Below are 19,478 nucleotides of genomic sequence, written 5' to 3'. Positions count from 1 at the left end.
CGCTGCCGGCGCGTACCGCGTCGCGCCGGCTTGCGCCGCATCAACACGGCGCGAGTCCGGACGCGCCACACTTCACTCCGTCATGCCCAACCGCCACAGCGAACAGGCCCTGAGGGAATCCCGGGCCTTTGGTGTCCGCCACATCCCCCTGCTGCGCCCGCTCGGCTGGCTGGCGCGTGGCTGGCGTGATCTCTGCGCGGCGCCGCTGGCCTCCCTGGCGCACGGCCTGGCCATGGCCCTGTTCGGCGCGCTGCTGCTGGCAATCGCGCACGAGCGCTTCTGGCTGCTGGCTGGCGCCTTCACCGGTTTCCTGATCGTGTCGCCCATCCTGGCCACCGGCCTGTACGCCATCAGCCGCGAGCTGGAGCTCGGTGGCCGCCCCGGCTGGCGCACCGTGCGCGAAGCCTGGCGGCCGCGTGACGGACGCCTCGTCGTCTTCGGCGTGCTACTGGCCTTTGCCGGCACGGGCTGGGTGCTGTGCTCGGCCGCGCTCGTGACCGGTTTTGCCGCCGACCCCATCCACCACCCACGGGACTTTCTCATCAAGGTCGTGCTGAACGACGACAGCCACCTCTTCTCGACATGGCTGGCGCTGGGCGCCCTGCTGGCCGCGCCCATGTTTGCGTCCACCGTCATCGCCATCCCCGCCCTCATCGACCAGCCGCCCGGCAAGCTGGGCGTACTGGGCGCCGTTTTCACGAGCTGGAAGGTGGTGCTGGAGCACCCGGCACCGCTGGCGCTCTGGGCGGCGTTGATCCTCGCGCTCACGCTGGCCGGCATGGCGACCCTGTTGCTTGGCCTCGTCATCGTCGCCCCGTGGCTGGGCCATGCCAGCTGGCACGCCTACCGCGACCTCGTCAGCCGGCGCCCGGACTGACCAACGACACCATGTGGGGCTACACCGAAGCAGAAATCGCGCAGTTCGGCCTGACCTTCGGGGTCACCGCCTTCATGCTGTACATGGTGTTCATCATCCTGCAGCTGGCGCGCGAGTCCAAGGCAGGCCGCTTCGGCACCTTCGTGCTGCTGCTGGGCCTGGGCTTCGGCCTCGTCGGCTTCGCCGCCAAGGGCGTCATCAAGTACTTCCTGTCAGGCACCATCGGCTAGCCGCCACAACGCTCCGCCCGCTCACAGCAGGCCGCTGTACCAGCGCAGACCCAGCAACTGGCGCAGCAGGTGGTGCGCGCGGCCCTGAGGGTCGGCCAGGTCGTACAACACACTGAAGTGGTCGTGGCCGGGCAGGCTCTCGCACACCGGCACCGCGCGGGCGCCCCAGGCCTGGCGCAGCAGCTGGGCCTGCCGCTGCATCTCCTCGCTCTCCAGCCCGCCCACCAGCGAGAACAGCGTCTGCGGCGAGGCCGGCGCCGGGAAGTGCACCGGGCTGAGCCGGCGCACCGCTGCGGCGTCCAGCCGCAACTCGGCCTGCAGCGACGGCACGCGGCGCAGCGGTGCCAGGTCATGCAGGCCCGACACGGACATCGCCCCCTGCACCAGCCGGCGTGGCAAGTCCCGGCCCACGCGCTTCCAGTCGCAGCAGCTCAGCATCGCCGCGAGGTGGCCACCACCACCATGACCGGCCAGCACGATGCGGCTGGGGTCGCCGCCATGGTCGGCCGCATGCCGCCAGACCCAGGCCACGGCCTCGGTCAACTGCATCGCGATGTGCTCCAGACGCGTGTCGGTGCAGGGATCGTGGTCGGGCACGATCACCAGCGCACCCTCGTCCGTGAAGCTGGCCGCCAAGAAAGCTGGGTCTGCCCCGCGCAGGCCGTGCCAGCCGCCGCCGGGCAGCAATACCAGCACCGGCGCGAAACCACCGGCGAATGCCGGGTCGGGTACGAAGACGTCAAGCGTCTGGCGGGCGTCCGCCCCGTAACGCAGCCCCATGTGCCCGCGCCCCTGCTGCCGCACCAGCGCCGCCGCCTCGTCCCAGCGGGCGAGCACGTCTGCACTGCCCGGCACACGCGAGCGGTGGTCGTACTGCGCCTCGAACCAGGCGGCGGGCTTGCGCGGCATCATGGCCGCGCACGATAGCAGCCACGCGCGGGGCTATACTGCGACGCTTGCGTGGGGGGGTAGCTCAGCTGGGAGAGCGCCGCGTTCGCAATGCGGAGGTCGGGAGTTCGATCCTCCTCCTCTCCACCAAACGTGTCCTAAGGCCTTGATCTTGTGTGCGACTGGCGGTGATGGCGCGCATGGCCGGAGGGGTGGCATTGTTCGATTGAGGCAAGCCGTGGTGAATGAGCTTTCCTGCGGCCACGAAAGGTGACGCCGGAGCCTCTTCAAGTTCAAGGCACACAGGTGGGGGCTTCAGCACCTCCAGGAAGATGAACTTGTCGCAGGCCGCGATGAAGGGCTCGGGCGTATTGCGCTCGCCGAAGCCATAGACCACTTTGCCCGCCTCGCGCATGCGTGTTGCCAGACGGATGAAGTCGCTGCCGCTGGAGACCAAGCAGAAGCCGTCCAGGCGGTCGGCGCACAGCGGGTCCATCGCATCGATGATGAACGCCGAGTCGGTGGAGTTCCTGCCCTTGGTGTACGCGAACTGCTGCCTGGGCTGGATGGCGTGGCGGTACAGATGCGCTTTCCAGCCCGCGAGGTTCGTCGTGGTCCAGTCGCCGTACGCGCGCTTCCCGGTGGCTGTGCCGTACTTGGCCACCTCCTCCAGAAGCTCTTTCACCACGCTGGCCGATGCGTTATCAGCATCGATCAGCACGGCGAGCCGGGCGGTGTCGTTGTTGGCCATTCGTTTTCTCCCTTCTGAACTGTTGCCCTCGGGGTACGGCCGGCCACCTCAGCGGGTGACGGTCCTGCGGAGCTCGGACCGGGCGCCGTAGTTGTCTGCAGACAGCATCGCCGATGTGCGGCTCGCGATCTCGGCCCCGGACAAGCCAGCGTCAGCGGCTGCGTTCAGCCACAGCTGGCACGCCAGATCGAAGGCTCCGCCGACGTATCCCCCGTCGTCATCGACCCGCTCGAACACCACGCGGTCCAGCTCCAGGAACGCCGCAAGCAGCGCCATGGCCTCGCCCGGGAAGCACGGCAGCACTTCGCGCTGCACCTGCGTCACCCACACAACGAGGTCCTTGCCAAACGCAGCGGCGCCCTCGTACCGGACAAACCGGTCGTCGGTCCTCCAGCTCTCCAGCCGAAGGCTGAACTGCGCGCTCAGCTCAGCCGGGTCGTCGCGCACCTTCAATCGCTCCAGGCGGGCGCAGACGGCCGGGAAGTCCTCGGCCAACTCCAACAGCACCTGCGCCAGCGTCGGTGCATCCTGGCTCACCAGGATGCCGGCAAGCCTTTCCTTGTCTCCAACGAGCTCCATGGGCACATTCTGCGGTCACCGTGTTCGCAGGCCGCCCGCCGCGCCAGCACAATCCCCAGCGAAGCAGGAGGCTCTCCATGCCCAGGTCCCCCCTCACGCGACTCCGCACGCCCATGGACGACGTGCCGATAAACACTTTTCGGGAGCTCGCCGAGTTCGTGCGCCGCGTGGCACCTCGGTGGCTGGATGGCAGCCGCAGCCTGAATCGGCCGACGATGCCCCGTGCCCAGCTGCGCGCGATGGCACGTGGTCGCCGTCGCGACTACTGCGTCGTCAGCGCTGCGCCCTCGCATGTCGGTTCAAACCGGGCCATCACTCGGCGCAAGCGCTGAAGCGTCGCGTTCACCCGAGTCTTCTCTGATCACCGCACCCAGGCGCGCCACCAGCTCCTGCGGCTTCGGCCGGTACAGCTCGCCATCGCCGCAGCCCAGATCCACCCAGTCCAGGGCCATAGCGGTGTAGACCAGTGTCCACGCATCTCCAGCGCGAAGCTGCAGAGCCGGGTTGGGCAGGTAGTGTCCGTTGCTGGCCCGCACCCACAGCTTGCGGGCGGGCACGTAGGTGCTGCTCGCCTCGGCGCGGGCCAGCACCTGGTTGACGTAACTTCGCTTGCGGCGCTTGTCGCTCCACAACCAGGCAGGCAGCCGGGCCAGCACCTCGTGCAGTTGCTCTGCAAAGAACCCCTTCGCGTACTTGTGCGGCTCCAGCGCCCGCGTCACGCAGCGGGACCACTGCGTCTTGAGCCCCGCCAGCATCAGCATCAGCACCCAGTACTCACCCTGGCGCCGTTCCAGCCGAACGAGCCGACCATCGACCTGCACGTCCAACGCCGCGGGGGCCAGCAGCGGGAAGACAGCCGGCAGCCCGGTGGCTGCGAAGCCCGGCTCCTGCAGTGCCCGGCTCAAGGCGCCATCCCACGGCGTGTGGCCGAAGTCGTCGCGCAGCTGCGGGTCGGCACCCTTGTCCAGCAGCGCCTGCACCAGCGGCGCGTTGCCGGCCACCGCCGCCAGCATCAGCGGCGTGGCGCCCACGGGCGTGGCGTGGTCGGGGCCGTACTGGTCCACCTGCTGCAGCAGGTCCTTGAGCTTCTTCGCCTCCCATGGCTGCAGGTGGCGCTGGCGTACCGCGGCCACGGACCTCCGGGTCAGGTTTTTCAGCCGCTCCCAAGCATCGTTGCGGAAACCGTATCGATTGGGCAGCAGCGACCCCGCACCCCAGAACTGGCCCTCGTCGAGCAACTGCCTTGCCGGCGCGAAGTGGGCCTTGCCCAGCGTCGTGACCCACTCATGCTGGCCGTGCCACAGCGCGTAGTCGAAGAGGGTCTGGCGTGGCTTGGCGCTGGGGTTTCTCGGGTCCAGTGCTTTAGGCAGCAGCTCTTCGACCAGCGCCCGGCTCCACGGCGTCCAGGGCACCGGCTTGTGTTGCAGGAAGGCGTCGCGGATGGCCTGGGCCTGCTCTTCCTTGCCCTGCAGCTGCAGCTTGCGCGCCTCCTGGGCCCATTCCTCGCGCGTGGACGCACGCACGGCCTGCACCTGCGCTTCGTCGGCCTGCAGACCCAGCAGCGCCAGCAGCGGGTGGCCGGTGTCGCTCTCCACCAGGGTCAGCGTCTGCACAGCGCGCGTCATGGCCACGTACAGCGCGTTGACGTAGAACTTGTAGAGCTCCAGCGACTTGTCGGCCTTGTCCTTCGCGCGCCGGTAGTCGAGTTCGTCAGTTTCCAGATCGGTCGGCTGCACGCCGTCGCAGACCTCGGCGTAGGCCTGGCGCTGGCCCGAGACGATGTCCACCAGCAGCACATGCGGGTACTCCAGGCCCTTGGCCTCGTGCACGCTGAAGACCAGCGGCGTGCGGAAGCGCGCGCGGGCCGCCGACTTGTCGTCGTCGCGCAGCACGATCACGGCGTGCTGGGCCGACTGGCGGGTGGATGCGTCCAGCGCCTGCACGGCCGCATCCTTTGCGGCCACCAGCACCACTCGGCCGGCCTCGGGCGCGGTGCTGCGCACCAGGAAATTGCTCTCACGGTCCACCGATCCGAAGCGCGCCTGCTTGATCTTCAGCAGCCGGTTGGCCAGCTCGGTGACGGCGCGGGTGTTGCGGTAGTTGGCCTGCAGCAGCTGCAGCGGCTGGCGCTGTGCAGCGTCGCCGGCCAGGCCGTGCCAGAACAGGCTCTTCAGCGCCGCCCAGCTGAAGAAGTTGGGATGGACGATCTGGTGGCTGTCCCCGCACAGGATGAACTGGCCGGGCCTCTTCAGCAGGGCCAGCACCAGGGCCAGCTGCACCGGCGTCAGGTCCTGTACCTCATCGATGACGATGAAATCGTAGATGGGTTCTGCAGCCTCTGCGATCTGCATGCGCCAGGCGTAGGCCACGAGGTTGCTGTCGTACAGGCCCGCTTCGCCCAGCCACACCACGTAGCGCTGGAACAGACCGTGGGCGCTCTCCCGCTGCGCGCAGTTCAGCAGGCTCTGGCGGGTGCCCAGCGCCAGGTAGTCGGAAAGACACAGGGGGCCACCGGGCTGGGCGCCGATCACGCCGCGGAACTCTTCGAACAGGGCCTGCGGGTCCATCGCGCCTGAAGCGCCTCCCAGCAAGCGCAGCGTCTGGCGGTGGCGGTCGCACCAGCGGGCGAAGGCCGGCAGCGTGACCTCGCGGCCGGGCGGCACGCGCAGAGTCTCGAGCAACTCTCGGTAGCTGAGGAAGTCGACCTCCTGCTTCGGGTTGTCGAAGCCGTGGGCCGCGTGCAGCGCGCGGGCGCTCTGCGCCAGGTAGGCGGACAAGGTGACGTACAGCACCCGTCCTTCGGCCTCGCGCAGCCGCGCCAGCGTGACGGCAGTCTTGCCGGAGCCAGCCGAGCCGATGACGACCAGCGGCGCTGGGTGGCGGTAGGCACCGTCCTGCGCCTCGTCGAAGACGATGGGCTTGTCCAGCAGCTCGAACTGCGTTCGGCCGGGGCCCAGCCAGCGCAGCGGCGTGGCGTCGGCACCCAGCGCCGGCGCGGTGGCCTCGGCGGCGGGCTCGTGCTCGATCTTGGCCTCGTCCACCACCGCGCCGCGCAGGAAGCGGGACTTGTCGTAGGCGTGGTTCTCGATGACTTCCAGCGCCAGGCAGACGGTGACAGCGCCCTCGCCTTCCGACACCCGGGCGAACTGCAGCAGCAGTCGGTTGGCGTAGTCGAGCTTGGCGCGGTAGTACGGGCCAGCGTTCAGCTTCTTGACGTTCGCCGAGCGGAAGTCGTCGGCCTCGATGGCCGCCCGCAGTTTCTCGAAGGCGGGCCTGACGCGGCGGAGGTCGAGATCCTTGTAGAGAAGCAGGCGCATGCGGCTGGCTGTGAAACTGGCGAGAGATGACGGGACACGGCCTCGCCATTCTCGCCGCCAGCCTCCGCGCTACGGCGACTTGGGCGCCGCAGGCAGCAGCGTGATCGCCCCCATCGCCTGGGTCAGGGCCTCGGCCACGATCTCGGCGTCGCCATCGGCCATGCAGCGCTCATCGCGCACGACGTGCGGGAGGGCCACCTTGTGGAGCTCTGGCCTGAGCACGTGCCGCTCGGTGCCGGCTACCAACTGATCCAGTCCAAGCGTGGCAAGCGGAGCCCGGGCGCTCGCGCTCTGGCTCAATGGCTGATCGACGAGGCCGAGGCCAAACAGGCGCCGGCCTACCGCCGCAGCGGCGCGCCGTAGAGATCGGGGGCGCCGTCCAGGCGTAGATCGAGCCGGTCGAGAACGAAGCCGGGATCAAGGGCATAGACCTCCACCCGATGGGCGCCGGCCTTCAACTGGCTCAACCGCAGGTCACGCACGGCACTGTTGCTCAGCACGTTCTGCTTCCATTCGTCGCTGCGGCCGAAGGTCTCGAAGTGCGTGGTGCCCAGCCAGATGTAGTCGTGCGGCCGGCCCAGGTAGGACACGTGGTAGTACACGCCCGCGCCGCCCGCGCGCGCCTGCTCCTGCGGCGTGGACAGCTGGTTGATGTAGCCGTAGTTGTCCTCCGGCCAGACCAGCGTCACGTCGTCGGGCACCTTCAGGCCCAGCGCGTAGATGTCCAGCACTTCCTTGTAGAGGGTCAGGACTTGCGGGATCTTGTGGGCGGGCTTGTTCTGCGCCTTGGACAGCAGGCCGCGCTGGATGTCGAAGATCTCCAGCATCGCGTCGCGTGCCTGCTCCTTGCTGGTGACACCAAACATGCCCGAGTCGCGCTTGCCGCGCAGCCCCAGGGTGTAGACGTTCTCGAAGGCCTTGATTTCGTCTGCCCGCTCGGCCCAGTATTTGACGATGCCCGGCTTGTTGACGAAGTAGTTGAGCTCGCCGCGCTGGCCGTCGTTCCACTCGCGCGTGTTGTTGCGGGACATGGGCTCGGCGTGCGACGTGCCCATGACGATGGCGTAGTCGTGCGCCTTCTCCTTGTTGGCCCTGATCGTGTAGCCGACGACACCGGGCGCCAGCGAGCGCACGTGGGTGGTGGTGTTGTCGGCGAAGGTACCCGTGACGTTCACCTCGGGCGTGCTGCCCAGGCCCAGGAAGCCGATCGTGTCGTCCACATGCCGCTTGCTGGCCGCGTACTTGCCGTAGATGGACAGCTGGTCATTGACCTTGAAGTCCAGCCGGATGTCGCCGCCGCTGCGCCTGTCGCGCTGGCTGGTCAGGTCATAGCGGAAGCCGCCGCTGGACGACGGCATGTAGTCGTTCCACTGGTTCAGGCAGGTCAGCTGCTCGTTCTGACGCGCCGTGTAGGCGGCATTGCGGTCGGCGCTGAGGATGGTGTTGGACTGCGCCGTCGTCAGCGTGGGGAAGCTGGTGAAGCAGTCGGCCTTGCTCTGGGCGGCGGCCGACTTCGTCAGGAGTTCGGTGGGCGTGGCCGAGTTGAAGAAGCCGCCCGCCGTCAGCCGCGACGCCGTCAGCGGCAAGTTGATGGATTCGCCCGCCAGCGTCTTCGGGTTGTGGATGAAGGTCTTTTCCGGCGAGTTGTCGAGGTCGACCGTGTGGATCAGGCCGAACTCGTTGTTCGAGCCGCCCTGCCCCATGCGGTGGCGCTCGTTCATGAGTTCCGAGCGGTTCAGGTTGACGATGACGCCCAGGCGCTTGTCCAGGAACTTGTCGGCCAGCACCAGGTTCAGGTTGGGCGTGGTTTCCTTGTTCAGCGAACTCTGCGTGCCGGCAACGCGCAGCGAGTAGAAGGGTTTGGGGAAGTCCAGGCCGGTGCGGGTCTGGATGATGACGCCGCCCCCCAGCGAGCCCTCGGTCATGTCGGCGGTGGAGCCCTTGACGACGTCCACGCTCTTGATGAGGTCGGCCGACAGTTCGCGGAACTCGGTGCCACGGCCGTCGCCACCGCCGTTCAGGTCGGTGCCGGCGCCGGAGCGCACGCCCATGCCGTCGATCTCGACGCGGGTCAGCTCCGGGCCGTTGCCGCGGATGGACACGCTGACGCCCTCGCCGAAGTCGCCGCGCTCCAGCGCCACGCCGGCGATGCGCGAGATGGCTTCGCCGACGTTGCGGTCGGGGAAGGCGCCGACGTCCTCGGCCACGATGGAGTCCTGGGCCGTCGCGCCGCCCTTCTTGCGGCTGATGGCGGATTGCTGGGATTGCCGCGTGCCGACGATCAGCACGGTCTCCAGTTCGTTGACCGGCGCCTTGGCCTTCGGCACCTCGGCCGGCTTGGCGACCGCCGGCGCAGACGCCGCGCTGGCGGGAGCGGTGGGCGTCTGCGCCGTCACGGCCTCGTGCGCCAGCAGGGCCAGCGCGAAGGAAACAGCGGTGCCGACATGGTCGCGCCGCAGGGTGGGGATCTTGTGCTGGTTCACTGCTCGTCTCCTCGGTCGGCCCGGCCGGCCGTCGTTGTTGTGCCTGCCCCTCGCGACGAGTCATTCAGCCGGCCGGCCGGCGAATAACCATTCACGAAGAGGTCGTACAACTAGTTTTATCGAGTTTTAGAATTCGCAACACAGGGGGAATTAAGGAAACAACGAATTGATTGCGCTCACACCAATAAACAGTCATCCCCATGACTGCGGCGCCAAAATAAATACTCAAAAAATTCAATTTGAATACATGGGAAACTTGGTTTTCTCTCGCCCAAAAAATACCTATTGAAGACAAACCCTGCATGCTGGTCAGAGACCAACGCGGCACGCGCCCGGGGACCCGGAGCGCGCGGGCGCCCGCCACGCCACGCCGCCCTGGCGAACGGCGATCCCGGCCGGGCGCGCGGCGCTCAGCCCCTCCCGGGGCTCACGCGATGTCAGGGGCGCGGGAGCGCCGGGCTTGGGCCGGTGGACTCGCCGACGCGCAAGGTCACGGTGGCGTGCATCCGCATCGGTGTCGGCACCCCTTCGATCATGTCCAGCAGGCACCTGGCTGCGTCCTGGGCCATGCTTTCCATGGGGCGCTGCAACGTGGTCAGCGCAGGTATCACCATGTCGGCGAGCGGTGAGCCGTCGAAACCGACAACGGACAGCTCGCCCGGCACCGCGATGTTGCGTGCCGCCGCCGCCTTCAGCACGCCGGCCGCCATGATGTCGTTCGACGCGAAGATGGCGGTGGGCCGGGGAAGGCTGTCGAGCAGCCGGCTGGCGCCGGCGACGCCGGACTCGAAGCCGTAGTCCCCCGCCACCTCGCCCACCAGCTCGGCCCCGGCCCCCTGCACAGCGTCGACGAAACCCGCGCGGCGTTCGCGCGTCGAGTGAAAGCCAGCCGGCCCGGCGATGAGCGCGAGTTGGCGATGCCCCAGCTCGATCAGATATCGCGCCGCCTGCCCGACGGCCTCGCGCTCGTTGGACAGCACCATGGCCTCGTAGCCGTCGATGTGGGCAGACGACATCGCCACGACATGGGCCTTCACCTCGGCCAGCGCCTCCGCCAGGCCTCGCAGGCCCGACAGGGTGGGAGGGATGACGATGCCGTCCACGTGGGAGCGGGCGAGAAAGGCCAGCACGTCGTCGACGGAAGGCTCCTGCCCGGCCGGCACCGGGTGCACGACCAGCTCGCAGCCGCGACGTGAAGCTTCGGCAGCAATCCCCCGTTGCACACTGTGCAGCACGAGGGCGTTGCGCTCGTCGTGGACCAGGCCGATGAGGTAGGAGCGCCCCGTCGCCAAACCGCGCGCGCGCAGGCTGGGCCGGAAGCCCAGCTCCTCGACGGCGGCCTCGACCCGGCTGCGTGTTTCCGCGTTCACGAACTTCGATCGGTTGATGACGCGGGAAACCGTCCTGATCGACACCTTGGCCAGCGCCGCCACGTCCAGGATGGTCGCCCCCGTCGTTTCACCGGTTTGAAGTCCGCTCATCACTGAACTCTCTTGTCTCGAAGTAGTATGACTATTTTGTCGCAACTATCTTCGCCGATCTTGAGGAACTTTGCCAACGCTGGCAATCTCGCTACGATGGCCAGGTTGCCAGCGCTGGCAATCTCATGCACACCATGAGATCGCCGAGTCCGGTGGACGGGTCCGTCGACGTCGTCACCAGGCAGAACCAGGTGCTGACGAAGCCAGGAGCGCAGGATGTTGAACCGAATGACCGCGATGGATGACGACTTTTCTGAACGCGCCGCGCTGCCCGTCGAACACGGCGGCGACCGCAAGGCTCAACTGGTGGAGACGCTGCGCCGCCGCATCCTGAGCCTGGAGCTGAAGCCCGGCGCCATCGTGGACGAAGTGGAACTGGGCGCCGAGTTCGGCCTGTCACGCCCGCCGGTGCGGGAGCTGCTGCGCCAGATGGCGGCGGAAGGCTATCTGGAGCTCGCGCCCAACCGCGCCACGCGCGTGTCGGCGCTGAGCTACGAGTCCATCCGCAGCTTCTTCCAGTGCGCGCCGGTGATCTACAGCGCCACGACGCAACTGGCCGCCGAACGGGCGACGCCGGCCGATGTGGCGCGGCTGCGAGCCATTCAGGCCCGGTTCAAGGAGGCCATTGCAGCCCACGACATCGACCTGCGCATCCACTGCAACGACCAGTTCCACCTGGAGATCGGCAAGATCGCCAACAACGCGCACTTCATGCCCAGCCTGCAGCGGGTGCTGCTCGACCACGCACGGCTGGGAAAGATCTTTCACCAGCCGTCACCCTCCGCCGAGAAGTCCTTCACCTCCATGGCGGTTCACGAGCACGACCTGATCATCGACGCCATCGAGCGCCAGGATGCGAGCGCGGCAGTCGAGATCATCCGCACCCACATGGAGCTGTCGCGGCGCCGCATGTCGTCCTATGCGATGCCCGACTTCCTGAACATCCCGCTGGCCAGCTGACCGCTGGGCGCCTGAACAGCGCGCCCAGCGGATCAGAACTCGATCAGCAGCCGCCCGCTGTAGCGGCCCGCCGCCGTGGCGGGCATGCCGGCCGGGCCGGTCAGCTCCGCCGCCTGCATCTTGGCGCCCATGCCCGGGATGGCGTGCATGACGCCGATGTCGCTGTTCGGGAACTCCACGCTGGTGGTCGGAAAGTCGGCCAGCCGTGCGCCCAGTTGCAGGAAGGGTGCGCCCGGGCTGTGCAACGTCAGCTCGCCTTCTGCGGACTCCAGCCGCACCCAGCGCGGGTCCGCGAAGTAGCCGGCCACGGCGGGGCTGGGCAAGCCCTTCGCCGACGTTGCGGCGATGTCGTGCACGCCGAGCACCGGCCCGCGCTGCCGGTTCTGCCACACGGGGTGGGGCCCGCGCACGAGCGCGCGCGCGGCCGAGACGCTGTCCAGCGGGCGGCTGAAACCCACGCCGTGGTACAGCACCGGCCCTTCCAGGCGGTAGGCGTAGTCCAGCGCCAGCACGCCGTCTTCGTCCAGCGTCCAGCGCACGCGCTCCAGCCCGCCGGCACCGGGCGCTTCCAGCCAGGCCAACTGCCGCCCGGTCGCGGCGTCGCGCGTCACGCCGGACGTCACGACCGGCCTGTCCGTCACCGGCAACGCAAAGCGCTCGGCCTCGTGGGCGATCTTCAGCGAGGCGACGGCAGGCGTCTTGCGCGCGCCTGCCAACTGGCTGATGCGCACGGCCTTCACCCACTGCGGCGGGAAGATGTGGGCCTGCCCGTCGCGCGCCACGCGGGCACTGTCGTACACGGTGTGCCAGCGCTGCCCGTCCGGCGACAGCGCCAGCTTGAAGCCGGCCCAGCCGTCGGTCTCGGTGATGGCGAGGTCGATCGTCGCGACGTTGGCCATCGTCGCTGCAGGGAACTCGTAGACGCCGTCACCACGCGCGGCCGGCGCCATCCACACCGGCTCGACGCCGGCCTTGGGGCGGCCCACCACCAGACGCGGACCGTTGGACAGGGGCTGCACCTTGCCGTCACGCAGCAGGCCGGTCAGCAGGCCCGTGCCAGCGTCGAAGCGGGCCGCCACCTTGCCCGCCACGAGGCGCAAGGCGCCCTCCTCCTCGACGACCTCCGGCGCGCCGGAAGCCTTGCCATCCAGCGGCAGCTGCGGCCGGTCACGCACCGGCCACACCCAGGTCCACAGGTGCTCGCCGCCCTTGACGGCGGTGAGGCGCAGCGCATCGGCCGAGCGCCAGACCTTGGGCAACGGCAGCTTCAGTGCGCCAGCGCCATGCGGCGGCACGGCAGGCCCTGCCAGCTCACCTTTTACGAGCACGCGGTCGGCCTGGGCACCCGGCTGCGGGCCGCCGAAGCGCAGCCATTCCCACTGGAAACGGACCGCCGCCAGCGACGTGAAGTCGTACTCGTTGCCGAGCTTCAGCACACCGTTGAACCGCCCGTCCAGCGCCGGCGCCTCGATCTGCACGGGTGACCAGATCTCCTTCACGGTGAAGTAGCTGGCCTCCTTCTCGAAGCGCGGTCCGACGATGCCGTCCGGCGCGTAGCTGCCGAAGAGGTCGAGCTTGCCGTTCTGATCGGTGCGGGCCAGGCCTTCGTCGGCCAGATTCCACAAGAAGCCGCCGGCACCGCGCGGCGATGCTTTCATCGCGCGCCAGTAGTCGTCCAGCCCGGCGCCCAGGCCCCCGTCGAACAGGCCGTGCAGGAACTCGGTGGGCAGCACCAACATCGGCCCGGCCAGGCGGCGCTGCAGGTCGGGGTAGCGCGGGTAGTGCTTGGTGTCGAGGCCACCGAAGGGTTCCCACGGGTGGATCAGCGGCCGCGCCTGCGGGTCGTAGAAAGCGAAGTCGCGGTCCAGTTCGCGGTTCCAGCCGCCTTCGTTGCCGTTGCTCCAGATGATGATGCTGGGGTGGTTGACGTCGCGCTGCACCAGCGAGCGCACCAGCTTGCGGCCCACCTCGGTGTCATGCGCCTTCTGCCAGCCGCTCAGCTCGTTGATGACGTACAGGCCCAGCTCGTCGGCCGCTTCCAGGAAGGCCTTCTCGGGCGCGTAGTGCGCCACGCGCATGGCGTTCATGTTCATGGACTTGATCAGGCGCGCGTCCTCATACGCCTGGGCGCGCGACACCGCACGGCCCGTCTCCGGGCGGAAGCTGTGACGGTTGATGCCCTTCAGCAGGATGCGCTGGCCATTGAGGTACAGGCCCTGGCCGTCGCGCACCTCGAAGGTCCGGAAGCCGAAGCGCTCGCGCGTCTGGTGCACGGACAACTCGCCGGCGTACAGCGTGACGTCGAGCCAGTAGAGATGAGGTGTCTCGGCAGACCACAGGCGCGGGCGGTCGAAGCGCCCCGCCAGCTGCACCACGCCCACGCCACCGGCGGGGAGCGCCGTTGACAAGGGCTGCCCCACGGCCGCGCCGTCGAGCGTCCTGACCTGGCCGACCACGCGCGTGACCGTTCGCGGTGCGCGCAGTTCCACCTGCGCCTTCAGCTCGCCCGAGGCCTGCGCGGCGATGGCAACGTGCGCGATGGACTCGGCCGGCGACACCTCCAGCCACACCGGCCTGTAGATGCCGCCGAACACCCAGTAGTCGCCATGGCGCTCGGCAATGTCGGTGGCGACGGCGGCCGACGCCTCGCTGACCTGCACCTCCAGCTCGTTGTCCTCGCCGAGCCGGAGCAAGGCGGTCACGTCATGGCTGAACCGGTTGAACCCGCCCTGATGCACCGGTCCGGCCAGCTTGCCGTTGATCTTGACCGTGGTGTCGGTCATCGCCGCGTCGAAGACGATGCGGACGTTGCGGCCCTTCCAGGCCGCCGGCACGGCAAAGCGGTGGCGATAGGTGCCCGTATCGGCCGCACGCGGCCCCTTGTCGTAGCCGTACTGGTAATGGCCGAAACCCTGCTGCTGCCAGTTGGACGGCACCGGGATGCGCGCCTTCTCGCCCGCACGCCGACCGCCGTCGATGCGGAAGTCCCAGCTCACGGCATCGTCCGGGCCGGTGCCACTGAGCAGCACGGTTTCGGTGCGCGGCGCAGGCGACGCGAGGGCGGCCTCCCCCAGCAGCAAACCCGTCAGGCAGGCCGCAGCAAAGCGGACGAAGAAGCGGTGGTTTCTCATTGCTGCAAATCGTCTTCTGAATAAGGCCACGCCGGGCGAATACATGAATCGGCTGGAAACCACGGAGCGAAACCCGACCAACCCTTGGCCACCTCAATCAATTCAATCCGGAGAACAGATCCGCCCATTCGAATTGAGTTTCCGATCGCCGATTCCCCCCGAAAAAACAAAGGCTTGCGCGCACCACGAGAAACACATGATCAATCCCCGGTGCGCCCCAGATGGTAGCCCGGCACCCGGGCACCCTGCCGATCAATCATTTGATCGCTTGCGGTTTTATACATTGTGTATTTTGCAAGAATCAGCAAGTTGAGCGCTCCTTCCCGATCCGGGTGGTTATCGTTCGGCCCGAATAAAGAACACCTCGACTCGGCACCACAACAAAATACAGAACGAATAAACCATATCAGTGGAAATACTCGTTCGGCGCCGTCAAACTGCCTGAAACGCATCTCCGGGATCGGTTGACTGCCCCCGAGGCCTCCGGCAACCGACTCTCTTTGCCGCGCGCTCCGGCGCGCGGCCCTTTCTTATTCGCTGAACTCCCGCGCCATGCATGAATCCTCGACTGGCCTGCGCTTCAAGCGCCTGCTGCTGACCGGCGCCGCCGGCACCCTGGGCCGCATGCTGCGCCCGCGCATGAGGCGCTACTGCGAGACGCTGCGCGTCTCCGACCTCGCCGCGATGGAGCCCGCCGGTGACGGCGAGGAAGTCGTCATCGCGCCGCTGGAAGACGAGGCTGCGATGTTCGCGCTGCTGGAGGGCGTGGACGCCGTGCTGCACTTCGGCGGCGTGTCCGTCGAGAAGCCGTTCTCCACCGTGCTGCCCGCCAACATCGTCGGCGCCTACAACCTCTATGAAGCCGCGCGCCGCCAGGGCACCCAGCGCATCGTCTTCGCCAGCTCCAATCACGTGACCGGTTTCTACGGCCAGGGCGAGACCATTTCCGCGCATGTCGTGCCCCGCCCCGACACGTTCTACGGCCTGTCCAAGGCCTTCGGCGAGAACCTGGCGCAGTTCTATTTCGACCGGCACGGCCTGGAGACGGTGACCCTCCGCATCGGCTCCTGCCTGCCCGAGCCGGTGAACCGCCGCCAGCTGTCGAGCTGGATCAGCCACGACGACATGGAGCGCCTGCTGGTCGCCGTGCTGAGTGCGCCGGTCGTGGGCCACAGCATCGTCTACGGCGTCAGCGACAACCGCAGCACATGGTGGGACAACTCGCAAGGCCGCCAGGTGGGCTACCGGCCGCAGGACAGCTCCGAGCCCTGGCGCGCCGCCGTCGAAGCGAAGCAGCCGCACATCGACCCGGCGCGGCCGGAAGCCCGCTACCAGGGCGGCGCCTTCGTCGTGCTCGGCCCCTTCCCGTTCGCGGGCCAGGAGTGAGCATGCAGGCCGGCCCGTCCATCCCCTTCCAGCCCGCCTCGCGCCTGCCCGATTCGGCCTTCGAGATCCTCGCGCCCGAGGGCCGCGAGCTGCGCCTGTTCTCGGCCTGCGTGGAGCAGCTCGCCACCGGCCTGCAGTGGGCCGAAGGGCCGGTGTGGTTCGGCGACGGGCGCTACCTGCTGTGGTCCGACATCCCCAACGACCGCATCCTGCGCTGGGACGATTGCAGCGGGCAGGTCAGCGTGTTCCGCCAGCCGGCGGGCAATGCCAACGGCCATGCGCGCGACGCGCAAGGGCGGCTCGTCAGCTGCGAGCACCTGGGCCGGCGCGTCACGCGCACGGAGCTGGACGGCCGCATCACCGTGCTGGCCGACCGCTTCTCGGAGAAGCCGCTGAACTCGCCCAACGACATCACCTGCGCGCCCGACGGCAGCATCTGGTTCACCGACCCCGAGTTCGGCATCAGCGGTGACTGGGAAGGCGCACCGGCACAGCGCGAGCAGCCGCACGGCGTCTACCGCATCGACCCCGTCAACGGAGAACTACAGCGCGTCATCGCCGACCTCGCCGGCCCCAACGGCCTGGCCTTCACACCCGAAGGCCGGTTGCTGGTGGTGGAAAGCCGTGCGCAGCCCCACCGGCTGATCTGGTCCTACGCCGTCGATGGCGCAAGCGTCAGCGACAAGCACTTACTGATCGACGCCGAAGGCCCCGGCGCCTTCGACGGCATCGCCGTGGACACGGCCGGCCGCCTCTGGTGCGGCTTCGGCGGTGGCGGCCAGCCGGGCGTGGACCCGGCGCTGCTGGACGGCGTGCGCGTGTACTCGCCGCAAGGCCAGCTGCTCGCGCACATCCACCTGCCCGAGCGCTGCGCCAACCTGTGCTTCGGTGGCGCCAAGAACAACCGCCTCTTCATGGCCAGCAGCCACTCGCTGTACGCGCTCTACGTCAACGCCCGAGGAGCCGTCCGGTGACAGCCAGGCAGATCTTGATCACACGGCGGCAGTTGATTGCCGCCACGGCCATCGCCGGGGCCACCGGCGCGTCCGCACTCGCGCCGCCCGCTTCGGTGTTCCCCGCCGCCAAGGCGCAGGCCATCGTGGACGGCATCCAGCTGCCGCGCATCCCGCGCCGCGACTTCCCGCTGCATGACCACGGCGGCCGTGGCGACGGCAAAGCCGACAACACCCAGGCCATCGCAAGCGCGATCAAGGCCTGCGCCGATGCCGGCGGCGGACGCGTGGTGATGCCGGTGGGCACCGTGCTCACCGGCCCCATCCGGCTGCGCTCCAACGTGGAGCTGCATGTACCCACCGGATGCCGCCTCAAGTTCATCCCCGAGCCCGCGCGCTACCTGCCGGCGGTGCACACGCGCTGGGAAGGCGTCGAGCTGATGGGCTACCACCCCTTGATCTACGCCTTCGACGAGCATGACGTGGCCGTGACCGGTGGTGGCATCCTCGACGGCTCGGCCGACGACCTCACCTGGTGGCCGTGGAAAGGCCCCTGGGCAGACAAGTTCAAGACCGTGCCGCTGGCTGAGCGCCAGGCTGCCGACCGGGCCCGCCTCTTCGAGATGGCCGAACGCGGCGTGCCGGTCGCCGAGCGCGTGTTCGGCGAGGGCAGCCGTCTGCGCCCGCCGTTCTTTCAGCCCTATCGCTGCAAGAACGTGCTGTTCGACGGCCTCACCATGGTTGCGTCGCCGTTCTGGCTGCTCCACCCAGTGGAGTGCAGCAACGTCACGTTCAGGAACGTCACCTGCGCCAGCCACGGCCCGAACAACGACGGCATCGACCCCGAATCCTGCACGGGTGTGCTCATCGACCGTTGCACGTTCGACACCGGCGATGACTGCATCGCGATCAAGGCCGGCCGCAATGCGGACGGCCGGCGCCTCGCGACGCCCTGCGAGCGCATCGTCGTGCGCCATTGCCACATGAAGGACGGACATGCCGGCATCGCCATCGGCAGCGAGATGACGGGTGGTGTCAGGCAGGTCTACGTGCACGACTGCACGATGGACAGCCCCGCGCTGACGCGCGCGCTCGTCCTCAAGTCCAACAGCTACCGCGGCGGACGGATGGAAGACATCCACCTGACGCGCATCAAGGCCGGCACCATCGACAAGGCCTTCGTGCAGATCTGGCTGCACTACGAGGAGGGCAACGGGGGCGGCTTCTCGCCCTCGGCGCACCGCATCACGATCAGCGACTCCCAGGTGGAACGCACAGGCCGCGTGCTCGTCGTTCGCGGCATGTCGGAACAGCCGGTCACCGGCCTGGTCCTGAGCAACATCCAGGTCGGCCAGGAGGCGCAGCCCTCCGTCGTGCTCGACACGAAGGACATCGTGCTCGACCGTGTCGCCGTCGCAGGCAAGACCTGGCCCCGGGAGCACGTGGCCCAGCTTCCTGGCCTGGAAAGCATCAATTGCGACAAGTGGGCGGTCTGCAAGTAGCCCCCCGTCACTCTTACAGATGGAACCTAGAGAATGAAAAAGGCCGAAGACCTGCGCAGCGCGCGCTGGTTCGCCAAGGACGACTTCCGCAGCTTCGGCCACCGCAGCCGTGTGCTGCAGATGGGCTATTCGCCCGAAGACTTCATTGGCAAGCCGGTGATTGCCATCGTCAACACCTGGAGCGATGCCAACCAGTGCCACACCCACTTCAAGCAGCGGGTGGAGGACGTCAAGCGCGGCATCCTGCAGGCAGGCGGCTGGCCGCTGGAGCTGCCCGCCATCTCTCTGAGCGAGAGCATGGTCAAGCCCACCTCCATGCTCTACCGCAACTTCCTCGCGATGGAGACCGAGGAGCTGCTGCGCAGCCACCCGGTCGACGGCGCGGTGCTGATGGGCGGCTGCGACAAGACCACGCCCGGCCTCTTGATGGGCGCCATCAGCATGGGCCTGCCGCTGATCTACCTGCCCGCCGGCCCCATGCTGCGCGGCAACTGGCGCGGGCAGGTGCTGGGCTCGGGGTCGGATGCCTTCAAGTACTGGGATGAGCGCCGCGCCGGGCGGCTGAGCGACCAGGCCTGGGCCGAGATGGAAGCCGGCATCGCCCGCAGCCACGGCACCTGCATGACCATGGGCACGGCCGCCACCATGATGGGCATCGCCGAGGCGCTGGGCGTCACGCTGCCGGGTGCGTCCAGCATTCCCGCGCCTGACGCCAACCACATCCGCATGTCCGCCGACTGCGGCCGCCGCATCGTGCAGATGGTGTGGGACGACCTGACGCCGGCCCGGCTGCTCAGCAAAGGCAGCTTCCAGAACGCCATCGCCGTCGCGATGGCCATGGGCTGCAGCACCAACGCCATCATTCACCTGGTCGCCATCAGCCGCCGGGCGAATCTCGCCGTCACGCTGGACGACTTCGACACGGCCAGCCGCCACATCG

General features: G+C 68.3%; 15 protein-coding genes, 1 tRNA gene and 1 pseudogene. 9 read left to right on the top strand and 8 right to left on the bottom strand.

What is annotated here, in order from left to right; all coding sequences use genetic code 11:
* Nucleotides 1-82 precede the first annotated feature (82 nt).
* Together ACG0Z3_RS21610 and ACG0Z3_RS21605 are read left to right on the top strand one after the other, a co-directional pair.
* Nucleotides 83-877 carry a DUF2189 domain-containing protein gene (locus tag ACG0Z3_RS21610; protein WP_394401698.1) on the top strand — a complete coding sequence of 265 codons (795 nt, stop codon included), beginning with the start codon at nucleotides 83-85 and terminating at the stop codon, nucleotides 875-877.
* Nucleotides 878-888: 11 nt separating this feature from the next.
* Nucleotides 889-1,107 carry a DUF2788 domain-containing protein gene (locus ACG0Z3_RS21605; RefSeq protein ID WP_394401696.1) on the top strand — a complete coding sequence of 73 codons (219 nt, stop codon included), beginning with the start codon at nucleotides 889-891 and terminating at the stop codon, nucleotides 1,105-1,107.
* A 21-nt stretch (nucleotides 1,108-1,128) separates the two neighbouring features.
* On the opposite strand, the gene ACG0Z3_RS21600 is transcribed toward ACG0Z3_RS21605, so the two are convergent.
* Nucleotides 1,129-2,019: an alpha/beta hydrolase gene (locus tag ACG0Z3_RS21600; protein ID WP_394401694.1), complete on the bottom strand. Its 891-nt coding sequence runs from the start codon at nucleotides 2,017-2,019 to the stop codon at nucleotides 1,129-1,131.
* Nucleotides 2,020-2,069: 50 nt separating this feature from the next.
* Here ACG0Z3_RS21600 and ACG0Z3_RS21595 point away from each other — a divergent pair.
* Nucleotides 2,070-2,145: transfer RNA gene (locus ACG0Z3_RS21595), tRNA-Ala, on the top strand.
* A gap of 184 nt (nucleotides 2,146-2,329) precedes the next feature.
* On the opposite strand, the pseudogene ACG0Z3_RS21590 reads toward ACG0Z3_RS21595, so the two are convergent.
* The 4 genes and pseudogenes from ACG0Z3_RS21590 to ACG0Z3_RS21575 all read right to left on the bottom strand — a co-directional run.
* Nucleotides 2,330-2,746 (bottom strand): annotated as a pseudogene (locus ACG0Z3_RS21590) (NYN domain-containing protein); the annotation flags it as partial.
* 48 nt (nucleotides 2,747-2,794) lie between these two features.
* On the bottom strand, nucleotides 2,795-3,325 hold the full coding sequence (locus tag ACG0Z3_RS21585) for a DUF6880 family protein (protein ID WP_394401692.1): 531 nt from the start codon (nucleotides 3,323-3,325) through the stop codon (nucleotides 2,795-2,797).
* A 299-nt stretch (nucleotides 3,326-3,624) separates the two neighbouring features.
* Nucleotides 3,625-6,642 (bottom strand): UvrD-helicase domain-containing protein, encoded by a 3,018-nt coding sequence (locus tag ACG0Z3_RS21580; protein WP_394401690.1) that lies wholly within the window; start codon nucleotides 6,640-6,642, stop codon nucleotides 3,625-3,627.
* Nucleotides 6,643-6,711: 69 nt separating this feature from the next.
* Complete coding sequence (locus ACG0Z3_RS21575; RefSeq protein ID WP_394401687.1) at nucleotides 6,712-6,840, bottom strand: hypothetical protein; 129 nt, start codon at nucleotides 6,838-6,840, stop codon at nucleotides 6,712-6,714.
* A gap of 3 nt (nucleotides 6,841-6,843) precedes the next feature.
* On the opposite strand from ACG0Z3_RS21575, the gene ACG0Z3_RS21570 reads away from it, so the two are divergent.
* The gene (locus ACG0Z3_RS21570) at nucleotides 6,844-7,005 is read left to right on the top strand and encodes a hypothetical protein (RefSeq protein WP_394401685.1); all 162 of its coding nucleotides are present in this window, start codon (nucleotides 6,844-6,846) and stop codon (nucleotides 7,003-7,005) included.
* Here the strand turns inward: ACG0Z3_RS21570 and ACG0Z3_RS21565 are convergent.
* Nucleotides 6,981-9,125: a glycosyl hydrolase 115 family protein gene (locus ACG0Z3_RS21565; protein ID WP_394401682.1), complete on the bottom strand. Its 2,145-nt coding sequence runs from the start codon at nucleotides 9,123-9,125 to the stop codon at nucleotides 6,981-6,983. The genes ACG0Z3_RS21570 and ACG0Z3_RS21565 overlap by 25 nt on opposite strands.
* Before the next feature lie 437 nt (nucleotides 9,126-9,562).
* The gene (locus ACG0Z3_RS21560) at nucleotides 9,563-10,606 is read right to left on the bottom strand and encodes a LacI family DNA-binding transcriptional regulator (RefSeq protein ID WP_394401679.1); all 1,044 of its coding nucleotides are present in this window, start codon (nucleotides 10,604-10,606) and stop codon (nucleotides 9,563-9,565) included.
* 237 nt (nucleotides 10,607-10,843) lie between these two features.
* Here ACG0Z3_RS21560 and ACG0Z3_RS21555 point away from each other — a divergent pair, with 237 nt between their 5' ends.
* Entirely contained in the window at nucleotides 10,844-11,566 is a 723-nt protein-coding gene (locus ACG0Z3_RS21555; RefSeq protein WP_394401676.1) for a GntR family transcriptional regulator, read from the top strand.
* Nucleotides 11,567-11,598: 32 nt separating this feature from the next.
* Here the strand turns inward: ACG0Z3_RS21555 and ACG0Z3_RS21550 are convergent, their stop codons facing one another.
* Nucleotides 11,599-14,697: a glycoside hydrolase family 2 protein gene (locus ACG0Z3_RS21550; protein WP_394401673.1), complete on the bottom strand. Its 3,099-nt coding sequence runs from the start codon at nucleotides 14,695-14,697 to the stop codon at nucleotides 11,599-11,601.
* A 552-nt stretch (nucleotides 14,698-15,249) separates the two neighbouring features.
* Here ACG0Z3_RS21550 and ACG0Z3_RS21545 point away from each other — a divergent pair.
* The 4 genes from ACG0Z3_RS21545 to ACG0Z3_RS21530 form a co-directional block, all read left to right on the top strand.
* Complete coding sequence (locus tag ACG0Z3_RS21545; RefSeq protein WP_394401670.1) at nucleotides 15,250-16,083, top strand: NAD-dependent epimerase/dehydratase family protein; 834 nt, start codon at nucleotides 15,250-15,252, stop codon at nucleotides 16,081-16,083.
* 2 nt (nucleotides 16,084-16,085) lie between these two features.
* Complete coding sequence (locus ACG0Z3_RS21540) at nucleotides 16,086-17,057, top strand: SMP-30/gluconolactonase/LRE family protein (protein WP_394401668.1); 972 nt, start codon at nucleotides 16,086-16,088, stop codon at nucleotides 17,055-17,057.
* Nucleotides 17,054-18,538: a glycoside hydrolase family 28 protein gene (locus ACG0Z3_RS21535; protein WP_394401666.1), complete on the top strand. Its 1,485-nt coding sequence runs from the start codon at nucleotides 17,054-17,056 to the stop codon at nucleotides 18,536-18,538. The genes ACG0Z3_RS21540 and ACG0Z3_RS21535 overlap by 4 nt, the downstream gene beginning before the upstream one ends.
* Nucleotides 18,539-18,571: 33 nt before the next feature.
* Nucleotides 18,572-19,478, top strand: a 907-nt coding sequence (locus ACG0Z3_RS21530) for a dihydroxy-acid dehydratase domain-containing protein (RefSeq protein ID WP_394401663.1), incomplete at its 3' end; no start/stop codon positions are given.

This window comes from Pelomonas margarita (assembly GCF_043555875.1).
Classification (GTDB): Bacteria; Pseudomonadota; Gammaproteobacteria; order Burkholderiales; family Burkholderiaceae_C; genus Pelomonas; species Pelomonas margarita.
The sequence above is the reverse complement of the archived record's forward strand: the minus strand, read 5'-3'. Positions and strand labels throughout refer to the sequence as shown.

Bases quoted from the DNA above. Each gene is read 5' to 3' on its own strand.
- ACG0Z3_RS21555 (WP_394401676.1), top strand. From the start codon at position 10,844: ATGGATGACGACTTTTCTGAACGCGCCGCGCTGCCCGTCGAACACGGC.
- ACG0Z3_RS21540 (WP_394401668.1), top strand. From the start codon at position 16,086: ATGCAGGCCGGCCCGTCCATCCCCTTCCAGCCCGCCTCGCGCCTGCCC.
- ACG0Z3_RS21545 (WP_394401670.1), top strand. From the start codon at position 15,250: ATGCATGAATCCTCGACTGGCCTGCGCTTCAAGCGCCTGCTGCTGACC.
- ACG0Z3_RS21560 (WP_394401679.1), bottom strand. From the start codon at position 10,606: ATGAGCGGACTTCAAACCGGTGAAACGACGGGGGCGACCATCCTGGAC.
- ACG0Z3_RS21605 (WP_394401696.1), top strand. From the start codon at position 889: ATGTGGGGCTACACCGAAGCAGAAATCGCGCAGTTCGGCCTGACCTTC.
- ACG0Z3_RS21550 (WP_394401673.1), bottom strand. From the start codon at position 14,697: ATGAGAAACCACCGCTTCTTCGTCCGCTTTGCTGCGGCCTGCCTGACG.
- ACG0Z3_RS21600 (WP_394401694.1), bottom strand. From the start codon at position 2,019: ATGATGCCGCGCAAGCCCGCCGCCTGGTTCGAGGCGCAGTACGACCAC.
- ACG0Z3_RS21610 (WP_394401698.1), top strand. From the start codon at position 83: ATGCCCAACCGCCACAGCGAACAGGCCCTGAGGGAATCCCGGGCCTTT.
- ACG0Z3_RS21585 (WP_394401692.1), bottom strand. From the start codon at position 3,325: ATGGAGCTCGTTGGAGACAAGGAAAGGCTTGCCGGCATCCTGGTGAGC.
- ACG0Z3_RS21580 (WP_394401690.1), bottom strand. From the start codon at position 6,642: ATGCGCCTGCTTCTCTACAAGGATCTCGACCTCCGCCGCGTCAGGCCC.